This window comes from Geodermatophilus sp. SYSU D00965, from assembly GCF_054050075.1.
The window spans coordinates 1-13,851 of record NZ_JBJGYQ010000010.1 but is presented as its reverse complement, the minus strand read 5'-3'; the positions used below and the strand labels follow the sequence as shown (position 1 = coordinate 13,851).

Sequence of the window (13,851 nt, the reverse complement as noted above, 5' to 3'; positions counted from 1 at the left end):
GGGGGTTCACGAGCCCTGCTGCTGCTTCTCGACCGTCGCCCGCAGCCGGTCCTCCTGCTCGCGCAGCTCGGGGGTGAACGCCTCGCCGAAGTCGTCGGCCTCGAACACCTGGCGGATCTCCACCTCGCCCTCCCGGAACGGCGCCCGCTTCAGCCACTCGACGACCTCCTCGCGCGAGCTGACCTGGAGCACCCAGTAGCCGGCGATCAGCTCCTTGGTCTCGGCGAAGGGGCCGTCGACGACGGTGCTCTTCCCGTCCTCGTCGTACCGGATCCGCACGCCCTTCGAGCTGGGGTGCAGGCCCTCGCCGGCGAGCATCACGCCCGCCTTGACCAGCTGCTCGTTGTAGGCGCCCATCTCGGCGAGCTCCTGCTCGGTCGGCAGGACGCCGTTCTCGGTGGCCTCGTTCGCCTTGACGATCACCATGAAACGCATCGCGGTTCCTCCTCGCCGACGGGGCCCCGGCCTGGGCTGACCGGCGTCCACCCCGCCCTCACCACCACGTCGAACAGCAATCGCACAGATCGACACGGCGCACCAGGAGTTCTCGAGCGGACCTCAGACGTGGGCGTCGACGAAGCGGGTGATCTCCGCGGCGAGGTCCGCCTCGACGCCGCCGTACTCGTGGCCCGCGCCGGGCAGCTCGACGCAGCGCCGGTCGGCGACCGCCATGCGCTCGTAGAGGTCGCGCCAGGCCGGCGCCCGGGTCTCCGCGCCGCCCCAGGCCAGCAGCAGCGGTGTCGGCGAGGCGTCGACGCCGTCCAGCCAGCGGCCCGGCCGCTCGGCGAGGCGCTCGAGGAAGGAGGCGGCGGAGATCGCGAAGTACCAGGCCGGGACCGGGATCAGCAGGTGACCGTTCCCGCGGTCGACCAGCTCCTGGGCGTGCGCCCGAGCGCGGTCCAGCGCCGCGTCGTCGTCGAACCAGGCCGTCAGCGGGAAGCGCACCGAGGTCAGCGGGGAGAGGAACACCCGCCCGGCCACCTCGTCGGCGCCCGGCGCCCAGTCGCCGAGGAAGTAGCCGCCGGCGGAGTGGCCGACGACGAACACCGGCAGGCCGGTCCGCTCGCGCAGCCAGGCCGCGCCGGCGCGCAGGTCGACCGGCCCGTCGTCGAGCCGCTCCCACATGCCGCCGTACGCGGCCTCGGCGCCGGTCGCGATCCCGGGGGCGTCGCCGAGCCGGCTGTAGCCGAGGTCGTGGCAGCGCAGGTTGAGGGCCAGGTGCACGAAGCGGTCGGGGGCCACCAGCGGCGGCAGGGTCCGCGGCGGGCCCGAGTAGCAGTTGCCGCCCTTGCCGTGCACGTGCAGCAGCGCCGCGACGGGCTCGCGCGGCGGCGGGTGCAGCAGGCCCTGGAGCAGCTCGCCGTCCTCGGCGGGGACGTCCACCAGCTGCGGGCCGCCGGTGGGCAGGCTCACGGGGCTCCTCGTGGTCGGGAGGAGGACGCCCCCGGCGCGGCGTCGTTGCCGCACCGGGGGCGTCCGGTCAGTCGTCTCAGTTGTCGACGATGGCCGCGTCGTAGTCGATCTCCTCGTCGACGAGGCCGTACTTGACCATCAGCTCACCGAACGTCCGGATCGACTCCGGGTCGTTCTTGCCGCGCCACTGGATGAGGTTGATCTTCTCGGCGAGGGCCGGGTCGATGTCGATCAGGTTCGGCATGGCCTGGCGGAAGGACTCCGGGTCAGCCTCGATGTCGTCGGCGGTGGCCTGCACGGCGCGCCCGAAGGCCGCCACCACGTCGTCCCCGACGCGCGCGATGGTCTCGTCGGTCATCACCATGGTGCCGATCTGCAGGCCCGGCGCGATCCCGACCCACGGGCGGTGGACGACGCGGAGGCCCTGGTTCTGCCCGATGGTGGCGAACGGCTCGATGACGATGCCGGCGTCGACGTCGCCGCGGCTGATGGCGGCCAGGATGTCCGGGAAGGGCAGCTCGACCGGGTTGATGGCGTCCTCGGCGAAGCCCTGCTCGTCGCGGATCCGGCCGATGGCCAGGTCGTTGACGTTGCGCAGCGCGTTGACGCCCAGCCGGACGCCGTCGAGGTCCTGCGGGCCCTGGATCGGGCTGTCCGGCTTGACCAGGATCGCGGCGAAGTCGCCGTCGGGCTCCTCGGAGGTGGCGCTGCCGGCGGCGACCATCTTGATCGGCAGGCCCGCACCGATGCTGGTGATGGCCGAGACCAGGTCCAGGCCGAGGACGTCCATGTCGCCCTGCACCAGCGCCGGGACGGTGGCGGTGCCGCCACCGGGGTTGACCCGCGCCTGCAGGTCGATCCCCTCGTCCTCGAAGTGGCCGCGCTGCACGCCGTAGGCCACGAAGGAGTACGGGCCACCGGGCGTCTCGGCCATGGTGAGCGTCGTCAGGCCGCCACTGCTCGGCGCGGCGCCGGCGGCGTCGGCCGACCCGTCGTCCGACCCGCACGCCGTGCCGGTCACGAGCACGGCGGCCGTGAGCAGCGCCCAGGCGGCTCTCGAGGACTTCATCCGATCTCCTTGCAGGTCGTTCGGGGACGCCGGCCTGCCGGACGGCGCGCTGTAACGTACGTCACCGTTCCACGCTGGACAATCACCGTGGACGAAGTTCCGCTGGGTCGAATCCTGTTCACTTGAGGGAGAAGTGCACCCAGCGCTTGCCCTCGGCCAGCCCGGCCAGCTCCCGGCCGGCCGACTGCATGATCAGCGGGGACGACGACACGTGCTGCGTGCCGCCGTGCACGTCGCGGAACAGCCGCTGCAGGGTGCCCCGGCGCAAGGCGTCGGTGCCGGCGGACACGTAGGCGAACTGGGCGATCCCGGCGACGGAGAACGTGGCGTTGTGCAGCGCGACCCGGTTGAGGGTGTGCAGCCGCAGCGGGATCTCCTGCCCCGCCGCCAGCGTCTGCTCGATCTCCTCCCACACCTCGTAGAGCAGCGCCTTGGCGGCCCGCAGCTGCACCTCCGCCTCGGCGAAGCGCTGGGAGAAGGCGTCGGTGTCGGTCTGCGCGCCGGGGCGGCCGACCTTGGCCCGGACGACGGCGGCCAGCTCGTCGAGGACCCGCCGACCCACCCCCAGCACCCAGCCGCCGTGGTTGATGCTGGCGAAGTTGCCGATCCCGATCCGGTAGAGGTCTCCCCCGGTGACCGGCTCGGTCGACAGCGACGGGTAGCTGTACTCGATCGGGACGAAGCAGTCCTCGAGCGTGTAGTCGATGCTGCCGGTGCCGCGCAGGCCCAGCACGTCCCAGTTCTCGATGAAGGTGACCTGCTCGACCGGCACGATGAAGAACCGCGTCTGCCCGGTCTCGACGTCCAGCGCGGCGGTGTGCAGGTGAGTGCAGTGCTTGATCCCGGAGGCGAACGACCACTCGCCGCTGATCCGGTGACCACCCTCGACCGGGACGGCGCGGCCGGGCTTGGTGCCCTGACCGGCGATGCCCAGCCGCGGGGTGGCGAACAGCTCCCGCGCGGCGTCCTTCTCGAAGAACGCGCCGGCCAGGCCGGTCGCCAGCCCCATCGCCATGGTGACCCAGCCGGTCGAGGGGTCGGCGTAGGACAGGGCGCGGAAGAGGTCCATCGACTGCCGCGGGGTCATCTCCGCGCCGCCGAGCTCACGGGGGGTGAAGACCCCGATGGCGCCGATCCGGTAGAGCTCCTCGACCACCGGCTCGGCAATCCGGCCCTCGCGGTCGTTCTCCTCGCCGTGGCGGTCGACGAGCTCGAACAGCCCCTGGGCCGCGCGGATGACCTCCTCCGGCTCGGGCGCGGTCGCCCCGAGCGCCACCGGCTGCTCCTCCACCGTCGTCATGCCTGCTCCTCCGTCGTCCCTCGGCGTTCCGGAGCGACTGTAAGGAGCTGTGACCGGCGCGACACCGCTGGCGCTGATAGGGATTCGGGCGGTGCTGATTCCGCAGGGGAATGAGCGCGCTGAGCTGGGCAGCAAGGAGCTCCGGACCGGTCCGGGTCGGCGGCGGGTCACCCGTCTGATGACGCCCGGGTGTCAGTCCTCCGCGGGCGCGCCGCGGTCCTCCCACGGGCGCAGCCCGAGGAAGTTGTCGAGCACCGCCGGGCGCGGCCCGGCACGCCAGAGGGCGCCCATCGTCAGCGAGAGGTCGCCGTCCTCCAGCGGCACGTGCGCGACGGTGGCCTGCGCGGCCAGCCGGGCCGACGCCGGAGCGAAGGCGACCCCGAGGCCGCCGGCCACCAGGCCGAGGGCGATCGAGGTGCTGCTCACCTCGTGGGCGACCCGCGGGCTGAAGCCGGCCCGGTTGCAGGCGGTGACGTAGTAGTCGTGCAGGCCCGGCTCCACGGAGCGGTCGATGAGGATGACCTCCTCGCCGGCGATCTCCTCCAGCCGGACCGACGGCCGCTCGGCCAGCCGGTGCCCGCGCGGGACGACCAGCAGCACCGGCTCCTCGCTCACCGGCTCGGTCCGCAGCTCCGGCCGCGGCGGGACGGGCAGCCGCGTGAACGCCAGGTGCATGCTGCCGTCGGTGACCCGCTCGAGCGCGGTCCGGCTGGTCGCCTCGCTGAGCACGAGGGTCACGTCGGGGTGGTGCCGGCGGAACACCCGAAGCGACCGGGGCAGCAGGTCGGCCAGGGCCGGCTGGATGAACCCGATGGCCAGCCGGCCCACCTCACCCCGGACGACGGCGCGGGCGCGGTCGACGGCGCCGTCGGCGCGGGCGAGCACCTCGACCGCCTCGGCGAGGAAGACCCGCCCGGCCTCGGTGAGCGTCACGCCCTGGCGGTCCCGGTCGAGCAGCCGGACGCCGAGCTCGTGCTCGAGCGCGCTGATCTGCTTGCTCAGCGCCGGCTGGACGATGTGCAGCTTCTGCGCCGCCCGGCGGAAGTGCAGCTCCTCGGCGACGGAGACGAAGTAGCGCAGGTGGCGCAGCTCCACGGGCTACCGCGCCGCGGCGGGCACGGTCACAGCCACGCGGGCACCTCGGGGATGCCGCCGTCGGCCTGGAGTCCCTCGCCCCGGGAGCGCCCGGTGAGCCACGCGGTCACCGCCGGCAGCGGGCCGGAGACGGCCACCGCGCCGGTCCCCCACTCGCGGTCGCCGGCGAACACCACGACGTCGGGGACCTGGTCGCGGCGGTCCCACATGCGGAACACGTCGTCGACCATGGCCGCCTGCACCTCGTCGTCGACGTCGGCGAAGGTGACCCCCGCGTCGAGGTCGACGGCGTGCACGTAGACCTCGCGGCAGCGCATCCACGGCACCTCTGAGGCGGGCACGTCGCGGCCCTGCGCGGTGCGCACCCGCGCCGCCCAGGCCTCGTCGGGCAGGCCGTGCACCGCGTCGGCCAGCCGCCCGGTGGCGGCGAGCACCTCGGCCCGCAGCTCGGGCGGGGACAGCTTCGCCGCCTCGGCGATGCCCGCCTCGCGGGCCTCGGGCGAGGCGTACATCGGCGTCTCGACGCCGGTGCGCGCCCAGGTCAGCAGGTTGACCAGGGCGTCGGCGTTGCGGGCCACGTGCGCCAGGAGGTACTGCCGGTTCCAGCCGGGGAGCAGCGACGGGGCGTCGAACTCCTCGTCGGTGAGCCGGCCGAGGGCGGTGCCGAACAGCCGCTCCCCGTCGGCCCACCAGTCGAGCGTCTCGGGCTTGCTCATGCGGTCCTCCTCGACCCGGGCGGTGCGACGGCCGCCCGGGTCAGCGGACGGTCACCGCCATCGACCCGATCCGGCTGATGGTCATCTCCAGCTTCTCACCGGCCGCGATGGGGCCCACACCGGGCGGGGCCCCGGTGAACAGCACGTCGCCGGGCAGCAGGGTCATGACCGTCGAGGCGTAGGCGACGATCTGCGGCACGGGGGTGAGCAGGTCGCGGGTGTTCACCGACTGCCGCACGTCCCCGCCGCTGGTCAGCAGGATGTCGAGGTCGGAGCCGTCGCCGATCTCGTCGGCGGTGACCAGCCAGGGCCCGAGCGGGCTGAAGGTGTCGTAGCTCTTGCGGCGGGACCGGTCCGCGGCGCTGCGGACGGTGATGTCCAGCCCGGCGGTGAACCCGAGGACGGCGTCCATCGCCGACTCCACCGGGATGTCCTTGCCCCCGGCGCCGATCACCACGACCAGCTCCGACTCGTGGTGCACCTCGTGCCCGGCGGCGACGACGTCGCGGGGCAGCACGACCTCCGCGCCCGGGCCGACGATCGAGGACGGCGCCTTGAGGAAGACGTCGAACTCCATCATCCAGGACTCGACCCGGCCCAGCGTCCGCTCCTGGACGCCGTGCATCTCGGCCACGTGCTCGCCGTAGTTGCTGGCCGCGGCGATGACCTTGGACGGGCCCAGCACCGGCGCCCGCAGCACGACCTCGGCGACCGGCCGCGGCGTCCCGCCCTCGGCGGCCTCGCGCAGCCGCGGGGCGACCGTGGCGAAGTCCCGGCACAGCGCCCGCCACCACCCGGCGGTGACCGGGTCGGGGTCGTGCGGCCAGGGCAGCGCGTCGGTGACGTCGACGAGGGTCGCGTCGTCGGCGGAGACGACACCCAGCCGGTTGTCGTCGAACAGTGCGAGCTTCACGGGTCTCCTGGTGTCGGGGGTGTGGGGTCAGCGCGGGGAGAAGGTGCCGGTCACCGTCTGCGGCTCGGGCAGGACCTGCTCGCGGTAGATGCCCAGGGCGCGCAGCACCGGGGCGTCGGTCAGCTGGAACAGCACGCTGTCGGTGTCGGCCGCGTGCTCCACGGCCGACCAGGACGGCGCCACGAACATGTCGCCCGGGCCCCAGTCGAAGCGCTGGCCGTCGATGACGGTCGACCCGGCGCCCTGGAAGGCCACGAACAGCGCGTTGCCCGACCGGCGCACCGCGGCGCCGTGCCCGCCGGCCCGGACCCGCAGCACCGAGCAGCCGAGGGTCGGCAGCACGCTGGCGCCGGTGGTCGGGTTGACGTACTCGAGCGCGAGCACCGGCTCGTCGGACTCCGCGGCCAGCCGGTCGAGCTCGGCGGCGGTGTCGGCCCAGCGGTAGACCAGCAGCGGCGAGGGCGCGGGGGTCAGCGGCCCGTCGACCGCGCCCTGCACGTAGCGGGTGCCCGGGGGGTGCGCCCGCTCGGAGAGGTTGTGCTCGGCCGGCTGCGGCTGGCTCTCCCCCGGCCCCGGGTAGGGCTGGAAGAACACCGCGTCCAGGGCCTCGACCATCGGCAGGTCCAGGCCGTCGAACCAGAACATCTCCGAGTCGCCGCCGTTGACGTGGTCGTGCCAGTTCCACGAGGGGGTGAGCACCAGGTCGCCGGGGTGCATGTCGCAGGCGTCGCCGTCCACGGTCGTCCAGACGCCCTCGCCCTCGAGCACCCAGCGGATCGCGCCGGGCGTGTGCCGGTGCGCCGGGGCGGTCTCGCGCGGGCCGAGGCACTGGATGGCGCCCCACAGGGTGCCGGCGGCGTAGGGGCGGCCGCCGAGGCCGGGGTTCTGCAGGCTGAGCACCCGCCGCTCCCCGCCGCGCTCGACCGGGACCAGCTGGATCGCCCGGCGGGCCAGCGGCTTCATCGTCGACGCCGACCACAGCCACGGGATCGCCCGCGGCTGCGGGGTCGGGGTGAGCAGCTGCTCGGTGATGGTCCACAGCGGCCGGAGGTCGACCGCGGCGAGGTCGCGGTAGAGCGCCTCCAGCTCCAGGTCGGTGCTCGTCTCGGGGGTGGCGGTCATCGGAGAGGCCTCCAGTTCGGCGGTCCGCGGGCGGCCGGGCAGCTCAGGCTAGGCGTGAGTTCCTCTGTCCACATAGCAGGCGGCATACAGTTCCTGTATGTCGAATCCGACGCGTCGTCCGGACCCCGCGCCGTCCGCACCCCCGGACGGGCCGACGACCACGTCGGTCGACAACGCCCTCTGGCTGCTGCAACTGGTCGGCGACCGCCAGGCGCTGCGCGTCGCCGAGGCCGCCGAGCTGCTCGGCGTCGCCCGGTCGACGGCGCACCGGCTGCTCACCGCGCTGCGCCGCCGCGGGTTCGTCACCCAGGACCGGCCCAACGGCGCCTACCGGCCGGGGCCGGCGCTGTACGAGATCGGCCTGGCCGCGGTCAGCCGCATCGACATCCGCCGGGTGGCCCGTCCGGTGCTCGAGCAGCTGCGGGAGGAGACCCAGGAGACGGTGAGCCTGGCGCTGCTGGAGGGGACGACGGTGCGCTTCCTCGACTGCGCCGAGAGCCAGCGGTCGGTCCGGGTCGGCAACCGCACCGGGGTGGTCCGGCAGGCGCACGCCTCGGCGGTGGGCAAGGCGATCCTCGCCGGGCTGTCCGACGCCGAGCTGGACCGCCGCTACCCCGGCGGCTCCCTCCCGCCGGCCTCGACGGCCGCGGCCCTCGGCGACCTCGCGGCGCTGCGCGCGGAGCTGGCCGCCATCCGGGCGCAGGGCTACGCGGTCAACTGGGAGGAGAGCGCCGACGGCGTCTGCGCGGTGGCGGTCGCGCTCAAGGACACCGTCGGCCAGCCGCTGGCCGGGCTGGGCGTGGCGGCCCCCAGCAGCCGCACCGGGGACGTCGAGGCCATCCGGGCGCTGGCGCCGGCCGTGCAGCGCGGCGCCGCGCTCATCGAGGAGCGGCTGCGCACGCCGTCCTGACGCGTGGCCGCCGCCCCGGCGGGTAGGGGCCGGCCATGGCAGCAGGAGGACCGGGGGGCTACGCCGAGCGGCTCGGGGCGCAGGTGGCCGGCACCGAGGACGGCGGCGCGCGGATCGAGTTCGAGGTCGGCGAGGAGCACCTCAACCCGGCCGGGACGCTGCACGGCGGGGTGGTCGCGACGCTGGTCGACACCGCGATGGGGCAGGCGGTGCGCACCACGACCGGGGAGGGCGAGGTGCCGGCCACCAGCCAGCTGACCGTCACCTACCTGCGCCCCGGCGCACCCGGGCCGCTGTCGGTGACCGCCGCGGTGCGGACCCGCGGCGAGCACCTGACCGTCTGCGAGGCCGACGTGGAGCAGCACGGGAAGGCGATCGCGCACGCGGTCGCGACGTTCGCACTGCTCTCCCGCTGACGCACCCGGCGGCGGGGTGCTCGAACCGCCGCTGCGCGAGCAGGTGCAGTGGCGGCCGGTCCGGTGACGTCCGGACCTGTCGGGGCACCGGTCCCCGGCGGTACGGTCAGCCCCGCCGACCGACCCCTCCGGGGAGGACCTGCGATGCCCGTCTTCATGATCGAGCGCCGCTACGCCGACGCGCTCGAGGTCACCGCCGACATCGCCGAGGGGGTCAACCGGATCAACGACGACGAGGGCGTGCGCTGGCTGTACTCCTTCCTCTCGGTCGACAAGCGCAAGACCTACTGCCTGTACGAGGCCGCGTCCGCCGACGCGATCCGCCGGGCGGCGGTGCGCGCCGGGCTACCGGCCGACGTGGTCGTCGAGGTCTCGGCGACCGTGCAGCCCGACGGGTCGCTGGTGCCCGTCTGACCCGTCGAGCAGGCCGTGCGCGGCGGCGTACATCGCCGCCTGCGTGCGGTTCCCCGCGCCGGTCTTGGCCAGGATGCTGCGCACGTGGTTGGCGACGGTGTTCTCGCTGATCACCAGCCGCTCGGAGATCTCCCGGTTGAGCAGCCCCTCCCCCACCAGGCGCAGCACCTCGGCCTCCCGCGCGGTCAGCCCAGCCGGGCGGGCCGGTGCCGCGGCGGGCGCGGGCACGGCCGCCGGGCGCAGCGCCCGCAGCACCCGCCGCAGGCCGAGGTCGCGGGCGAGCTGCCCGGCCTCCTCGGCCAGCGCGGAGGCCCGCCGTCCGGCGTCGCCGGTGCGCCGGAGGTGGCCGGCGAGGGCCGCGAGGCTCTGCGCCCGGTGCACCGGAGCCTCCATCCGGGTGTCCATCTCCAGGGCGGCCTCGAACAGCGGCACGGCCGAACCCCGCCCGAGCGCCGAGTCGACCGCGCCGAGGTAGCGGTCGGCGCTGCCGAAGACGGCGACGAACTGGCCGGCGCGCAGGTTGGTGCCGGCGTACTCGGCGACCCGCGGCCGCAGCTCGCGCAGCACGTCGGCGTCGTCCAGGTGCAGCGCCGCCTCGACGGTGAAGGCCAGGACGCAGGGCCACTGGGCGTCCTCGTACCGCTCCAGCCCGCCGTCGAGCAGCCAGCGCAGCACCCGGTGCGCGGCCCGGTCCAGGCCCAGCTCGGTGTAGAGGGCCAGCAGACCGGGCGCCCAGTGTCCGTCCGGTGACTCCTCCCCGGTGACCAGCGGGCGGACCGCCTCCAGCGCCCCGGTCTCCCGCCGCACCATGAAGGTCTGCACCGCCGAGGACCCCTCGGTGTCGTCGGTGCCGAAGAACTCCCCCCGGGCCAGCAGCTCCGCGCAGGTGCGGTCGGCGCCGGCGAAGTCCCCGGCGCAGAACTGGCGGGCGTAGCGGATGCACCCCGCGATGTAGTCGTAGTACGGCTCGCCCATGGCGCGCGCACTGCGGGTCACGTCCCAGTACGCCGCCGCCAGCGCCTCGGGGTCGCCCTGCTGGTAGGCGAGCGCGGCCCGCCAGTACCCCGCCGGCCCGAGCGCGGCAGGGTTCCCGGTCCGGACGGCCAGGCGGGTCAGCTCGGTGGCCCGGCCCAGCTTGTCGGCGGCATCGGCGGGGCGCAGCCCGTTCCAGAGGCTGGCCTCCAGCGCGTCGGCGAGCAGGGCGTCGTCCGCCAGGGCCCGGGCGAGCTCGACCGCGCGCCGGCCCAGCACGCCGGACTGCTCGTCGGCCCCGGTGAAGGCCAGCGCCCGGCCCAGGCGGGCCAGCCCGCGCACGTAGAGGGGGTCGGTGGCGTCGTGCACCACGCCGCGCAGCGCCTCGGTGAGCAGCTCCACCGCCCGGTGACCGAGCAGACCGGGCCGCCAGGACGCCCCCTCGAAACCGATCGCCGCCTCCAGCCGGTCCCGCGGCGTCGCCGCGCCCGCCACCTGCTCGAACAGCGCCCGGGCGCGGGCGAAGTCGCCACCGAGCAGATGGGCGCCGGCTGCCGACAGCAGCAGCCGGTGCCGGTCGGCCGGGTCCTCGGCCAGCGCCGCGGCCTGCTCGTACCACCGCGCGGCGTCCTCGTGGGCCAGGCTGCGCGAGGCGGCCCCGGCGGCCTCGGTCAGGTAGTGCACCGCCCGGTCGGCCCCACCGAGCGCCGCCCCCTGGGCGTAGTGGTGCGCCAGCCGCTGGGTGCGCCGGTCCGAGGCGACCCCCGAGGCCTCCAGGACGGCGGCCACGCGCAGGTGCTCGCGGGCGCGGCGGGTGGCCGGCACCAGGTCGAGCACCGCCTGCCGGGCCAGGCTGTGCGGGAACCGGAAGCCCGGACCGGCCGGCTCGAGCAGGCCGTAGGCGACCGCGGTGTCCAGCGCCGCCAGCGTGGTGTCCGAGCTCCACGTGGAGACGGCCAGCACCGTGGCCAGGTCGCACTCCTCCCCCACCACGGCGGCCAGCTCCAGGGTCTGCCGCTCCGGCGCGCTGAGCTTGTCCAGCCGGCCGGCCACCATGTCCTGCACCGACAGCGGGGCCGCGGTGCCCGGGACCGGGACCGTCCCGGCCGCCTCCCGCAGCACCTCCCGGAGCAGGAAGGGGTTGCCGCCGGTGCGGTCGCGCAGCAGCGCCGCGGCGACCCGGGCGCGGTGGTCGGGCAGCTGCGCCTCGTGCGCCAGGTACTCGGTGATGTCCTCGGTGGACAGCCCCGCCAGGTCCAGCCGCCGGACGCCGTCGAGCCGGTAGAGCTGCGCGATGGCGCCGGTCAGCGTCGCCGAGCGCTCCGGCGCCGTCGTCCGGTGCGTGGCCAGGACCAGCAACGGCGCCTCCGCCGTCCGCTCCACCAGGTGGCCGAGCAGCTGCAGGCCGGCGGCGCCGCACCAGTGCAGGTCCTCCAGCGCCAGGACGACCGGCCCGGTGCGGGTCAGCGCCCGGACCGCGTCGACGGCGGCGTCGTAGAGCTCCCGGCGGGTGTCCGGCTCGGCGGCGTCCTCGGCCCGCCCCGCCAGCCGGGCCAGCGCGTCGCGCGTCCCGCCCGGGTCGGTCGCCGCGAGCAGCGCGTCCAGCGGTTCGACGAACGGCTGGTAGGGCGGCCCCAGCTCGGCGACGCAGGTACCGAGCAGCACCGTGGCGCCCCGGTCGTGCAGCAGCGTGCAGAACTCGGCGAGCAACCGGGACTTGCCGGCGCCGGGCTCACCGCCGAGGAAGGCCACCTGGCGGGCGCCGCCGAGCACCGCCGTCCACAGCTCCTCGAGGCAGCTCAACTCGGTCCGACGGCCGACGAACAGCGGGCGCGCGGCCCTGGTCCAGCGCGCCGGCAGGGGTGGCGGCGTCCACCCGGACACGCCCCGGACGCTAGCCGCCCCCTCGGGGGCTGTCGATGGCCAGAAGTGACCATGGCCGGGCCGGGGCGACGCCGCCGCGATTCGCGCACTTCTGGTCATGCGCCCGCCCCGGTCCGCTCCCTAGCGTCGTCAGCCACCGACAGCGCGGCACCGAGGAGGGGCCATGACGACACAGGTACCCGGGACGCTGGCCGACCGCGTGCGAGGCCAGGTCGTCCGGCCGGGGGACGCCGACTACGACGACGCGCGGCGCGTCTACAACGCCATGATCGACGCGCGCCCCGAGCTCGTCGTGCGCTGCACCGGCACCGAGGACGTGGCCGCGACGGTGCGGTACGCGGCGGAGAACGGCCGGCCGCTCGCCGTCCGGGGCGGCGGGCACAGCGTGCCGGGCTTCGGCACCGCCGACGGCGCGGTGGTGGCCGACCTGTCGCTGATGCAGGCGGTCGACGTCGACCCGGAGGCGCGGACGGCGACGGCCGGCGGCGGCACCACCTGGGGCCGGTTCAACGACGCGACGGCGGCCTCCGGGCTGGCCACGACCGGCGGGATCATCTCGACCACCGGGATCGGCGGGCTGACCCTCGGCGGCGGGATCGGCTACCTGTCCCGGGGCTACGGCCTCTCCTGCGACAACCTGCTCTCGGCCGAGGTGGTCACCGCCGAGGGCACCGTGCTCACCGCGGCCGAGGACGAGAACGCCGACCTGTTCTGGGCGCTGCGCGGCGGCGGGGGCAACTTCGGCGTCGTCACCCGGTTCACCTACCGGCTGCACCCGGTGGACACCATCTACGGCGGGCCGGTGTTCTTCGAGCTCTCCGACGCGCCGGCGCTGCTCGCCTTCTTCCGCGAGTTCATCCAGGACGCCCCCCGCGAGTACGGCGGCTTCCCGGCGTTCCAGATCGCCCCGCCGCTGCCGTTCGTGCCGGAGGACCGGGTCGGCGACACGTTCCTCGCGGTGGTGTCCTGCTGGACCGGCTCGCCGGCCGACGGCGAGGCGGTGGTCGACCGGTTCCGGCAGGTGGCCCGGCCGGTCGCCGAGCACGTCGGTCCGATGCCCTACCCGGCGCTCAACGCCGCCTTCGACCCGCTGGTGCCGCCGGGGCTGCAGCACTACTGGAAGGCCGCGTTCGTCACCGAGCTCACCGACGAGGCGATCGCCGCGCACGTCGAACACGGCGCGCGGGTGCCGGTGGTCAACTCGACGATGCACCTGTACCCGATCAACGGGGCGGTGCACGACGTCGGTCCCGACGCCACCGCGTTCGGCCACCGCGACGCGACCTTCGCCACGGTCATCGCCGGCATGTGGCCCGACCCGGCCGACAACGAGGCGAACACCCGCTGGGTGCGTGACTACTACGCCGCGATCGCGCCGCACTCCGAGCCCGGCGGCTACACCAACTTCGCCTCCGGCGACGACCAGTCCAAGGTGGCGGACAACTACGGGGCCAACTACGAGCGGCTGCGCGAGGTCAAGCGGAGCTACGACCCCGGCAACCTGTTCGCCCTCAACCAGAACATCCGACCCTAGGGACCCGGTGGAAGGGCCCGGTGGAGGGCCCGGTGCAGGGGCGCGGCGGCTGAGCCCAGGCCGCCCGGGGCGGGGCGGACGACGTCGTCCGCC

General features: G+C 75.0%; 13 protein-coding genes. 4 read left to right on the top strand and 9 right to left on the bottom strand.

Going from position 1 to position 13,851, the window contains the following annotated elements; all coding sequences use genetic code 11:
• Positions 1 to 6 precede the first annotated feature (6 nt).
• The 8 genes from ACI789_RS11070 to ACI789_RS11035 all read right to left on the bottom strand — a co-directional run bounded on the left by ACI789_RS11070 (position 7) and on the right by ACI789_RS11035 (position 7,628).
• Positions 7 to 435 (bottom strand): YciI family protein, encoded by a 429-nt coding sequence (locus tag ACI789_RS11070; RefSeq protein ID WP_457008909.1) that lies wholly within the window; start codon positions 433 to 435, stop codon positions 7 to 9.
• 123 nt (positions 436 to 558) lie between these two features.
• Entirely contained in the window at positions 559 to 1,413 is an 855-nt protein-coding gene (locus ACI789_RS11065) for an alpha/beta hydrolase (protein WP_457008907.1), read from the bottom strand.
• 76 nt (positions 1,414 to 1,489) lie between these two features.
• A complete protein-coding gene (locus ACI789_RS11060) occupies positions 1,490 to 2,482 on the bottom strand; it encodes an ABC transporter substrate-binding protein (RefSeq protein WP_457008905.1) in 993 nt (330 codons plus the stop codon).
• A gap of 118 nt (positions 2,483 to 2,600) precedes the next feature.
• The gene (locus ACI789_RS11055) at positions 2,601 to 3,782 is read right to left on the bottom strand and encodes an acyl-CoA dehydrogenase family protein (RefSeq protein WP_457008903.1); all 1,182 of its coding nucleotides are present in this window, start codon (positions 3,780 to 3,782) and stop codon (positions 2,601 to 2,603) included.
• Positions 3,783 to 3,974: 192 nt separating this feature from the next.
• Positions 3,975 to 4,877: a LysR family transcriptional regulator gene (locus tag ACI789_RS11050; protein WP_457008901.1), complete on the bottom strand. Its 903-nt coding sequence runs from the start codon at positions 4,875 to 4,877 to the stop codon at positions 3,975 to 3,977.
• A gap of 26 nt (positions 4,878 to 4,903) precedes the next feature.
• A complete protein-coding gene (locus ACI789_RS11045; protein WP_457008899.1) occupies positions 4,904 to 5,593 on the bottom strand; it encodes a maleylpyruvate isomerase family mycothiol-dependent enzyme in 690 nt (229 codons plus the stop codon).
• Positions 5,594 to 5,633: 40 nt separating this feature from the next.
• Positions 5,634 to 6,506 (bottom strand): fumarylacetoacetate hydrolase family protein, encoded by an 873-nt coding sequence (locus tag ACI789_RS11040; protein ID WP_457008897.1) that lies wholly within the window; start codon positions 6,504 to 6,506, stop codon positions 5,634 to 5,636.
• Positions 6,507 to 6,533: 27 nt separating this feature from the next.
• Entirely contained in the window at positions 6,534 to 7,628 is a 1,095-nt protein-coding gene (locus tag ACI789_RS11035) for a cupin domain-containing protein (protein WP_457008895.1), read from the bottom strand.
• 97 nt (positions 7,629 to 7,725) lie between these two features.
• On the opposite strand from ACI789_RS11035, the gene ACI789_RS11030 reads away from it, so the two are divergent.
• The 3 genes from ACI789_RS11030 (at position 7,726) to ACI789_RS11020 (ending at position 9,368) form a co-directional block, all read left to right on the top strand.
• Entirely contained in the window at positions 7,726 to 8,538 is an 813-nt protein-coding gene (locus ACI789_RS11030) for an IclR family transcriptional regulator (protein ID WP_457008893.1), read from the top strand.
• Positions 8,539 to 8,573: 35 nt separating this feature from the next.
• Positions 8,574 to 8,954 (top strand): PaaI family thioesterase, encoded by a 381-nt coding sequence (locus ACI789_RS11025; protein WP_457008891.1) that lies wholly within the window; start codon positions 8,574 to 8,576, stop codon positions 8,952 to 8,954.
• 144 nt (positions 8,955 to 9,098) lie between these two features.
• Positions 9,099 to 9,368 (top strand): DUF4242 domain-containing protein, encoded by a 270-nt coding sequence (locus ACI789_RS11020; RefSeq protein WP_456918276.1) that lies wholly within the window; start codon positions 9,099 to 9,101, stop codon positions 9,366 to 9,368.
• Here the strand turns inward: ACI789_RS11020 and ACI789_RS11015 are convergent.
• The gene (locus tag ACI789_RS11015) at positions 9,300 to 12,224 is read right to left on the bottom strand and encodes a helix-turn-helix transcriptional regulator (RefSeq protein WP_457008888.1); all 2,925 of its coding nucleotides are present in this window, start codon (positions 12,222 to 12,224) and stop codon (positions 9,300 to 9,302) included. The genes ACI789_RS11020 and ACI789_RS11015 overlap by 69 nt on opposite strands.
• Before the next feature lie 163 nt (positions 12,225 to 12,387).
• Between ACI789_RS11015 and ACI789_RS11010 the strand changes: the two genes are divergently transcribed.
• A complete protein-coding gene (locus tag ACI789_RS11010; RefSeq protein WP_457008886.1) occupies positions 12,388 to 13,758 on the top strand; it encodes an FAD-binding oxidoreductase in 1,371 nt (456 codons plus the stop codon).
• The last annotated feature ends 93 nt before the right edge of the window (positions 13,759 to 13,851 follow it).

What these genes read in the sequence shown, in the direction of transcription:
- ACI789_RS11060 (WP_457008905.1), bottom strand. Translation starts at nt 2,482, where the DNA reads ATGAAGTCCTCGAGAGCCGCCTGGGCGCTGCTCACGGCCGCCGTGCTC.
- ACI789_RS11030 (WP_457008893.1), top strand. Translation starts at nt 7,726, where the DNA reads ATGTCGAATCCGACGCGTCGTCCGGACCCCGCGCCGTCCGCACCCCCG.
- ACI789_RS11010 (WP_457008886.1), top strand. Translation starts at nt 12,388, where the DNA reads ATGACGACACAGGTACCCGGGACGCTGGCCGACCGCGTGCGAGGCCAG.
- ACI789_RS11020 (WP_456918276.1), top strand. Translation starts at nt 9,099, where the DNA reads ATGCCCGTCTTCATGATCGAGCGCCGCTACGCCGACGCGCTCGAGGTC.
- ACI789_RS11045 (WP_457008899.1), bottom strand. Translation starts at nt 5,593, where the DNA reads ATGAGCAAGCCCGAGACGCTCGACTGGTGGGCCGACGGGGAGCGGCTG.
- ACI789_RS11055 (WP_457008903.1), bottom strand. Translation starts at nt 3,782, where the DNA reads ATGACGACGGTGGAGGAGCAGCCGGTGGCGCTCGGGGCGACCGCGCCC.
- ACI789_RS11035 (WP_457008895.1), bottom strand. Translation starts at nt 7,628, where the DNA reads ATGACCGCCACCCCCGAGACGAGCACCGACCTGGAGCTGGAGGCGCTC.
- ACI789_RS11070 (WP_457008909.1), bottom strand. Translation starts at nt 435, where the DNA reads ATGCGTTTCATGGTGATCGTCAAGGCGAACGAGGCCACCGAGAACGGC.
- ACI789_RS11025 (WP_457008891.1), top strand. Translation starts at nt 8,574, where the DNA reads ATGGCAGCAGGAGGACCGGGGGGCTACGCCGAGCGGCTCGGGGCGCAG.